Here is a 1,073-nt window from a genome sequence, read left to right on the forward strand (position 1 = left end):
GGCGGCCTTGGCAACGATTACCTTGACGGTTCTTCTGGGGACGACGTTCTTTACGGGTCTGCCGGGGCGGATACGCTGGATGGGGGTGTTGGGAACGACACGCTTTATGGCGGCAACCAGGGGGATTCGCTGCGCGGCGGGCATGGTCTGAACCTGCTCTATGGCGGCAATGGCAACGATACGCTCTCGGGCGGGCGCGACGCGGATACGCTTTACGGCGAGGCGGGCGCGGATGCGATCTGGGGCGGTGGCGGGCGCGACTATGCCGAGGGCGGCGATGGTGATGACCGCATCGGCGGCATGACCGGCGCCGACACGCTCTATGGTGACGCGGGCAATGACACGCTCTGGGGCGGCACGCTGAATGACGAGCTGCATGGCGGCGCCGACAATGACCTTCTGGCTGGCGGCGAGGGCGGCGACCTGCTTTATGGCGACGACGGCAATGACACGCTCGAGGGTGGCAGCGGCATCGATATCCTCTGGGGCGGCACCGGAGACGACTTGCTGCAGGGCGGCACCTATGGCGACCAGTTGCACGGCGACGATGGCGCGGACACGCTCGAGGGCGAGGACGGTCGCGACCGGCTCTGGGGCGATGCGGGCGACGACCTGCTTGATGGCGGGGCGCATAACGACAAGATCTACGGCGGCGCGGATAACGACACGCTGTTGGGCGGGGACGGCAAGGACACGCTTGATGGCGAGGATGGCAACGACCTGATCGACGGCGGCGAGCATGACGACGGGCTTTGGGGCGGGACGGGCGACGACACGATCCTGGGCGGCGGCGGGAACGACCGGCTTGGCGGCCAGGACGGGGCGGATGTGCTTTATGGCGGGCTCGGCGACGATACGCTCTGGGGCGGGCTGGACGCGGATGTGTTCGAGTTCAGCGCGGGCACGGATGAGGTGCGCGACTTCGTGGCCAGCGAGGACGTGATCCTGTTCTCCGGCGATGCGGTCGGGATCACGGACCTGGCCGACCTCTTGGCCAACCACGCCACCGAGATCGGCGCGGACCTGCATATCACCGACGACCTCGGCAATGTGATGATCCTCGTCAACACAAC

General features: G+C 67.1%; 1 protein-coding gene. It reads left to right on the plus strand.

Translation table 11 applies throughout. The features are described from left to right. A partial coding sequence (locus tag CLN94_RS13795) for a calcium-binding protein (protein WP_143598942.1) occupies positions 1-1,073 on the plus strand: 1,073 nt, incomplete at both ends.

Origin of the sequence: Pseudothioclava arenosa, assembly GCF_002358085.1 — a bacterium.
Classification (GTDB): domain Bacteria; phylum Pseudomonadota; class Alphaproteobacteria; order Rhodobacterales; family Rhodobacteraceae; genus Pseudothioclava; species Pseudothioclava arenosa.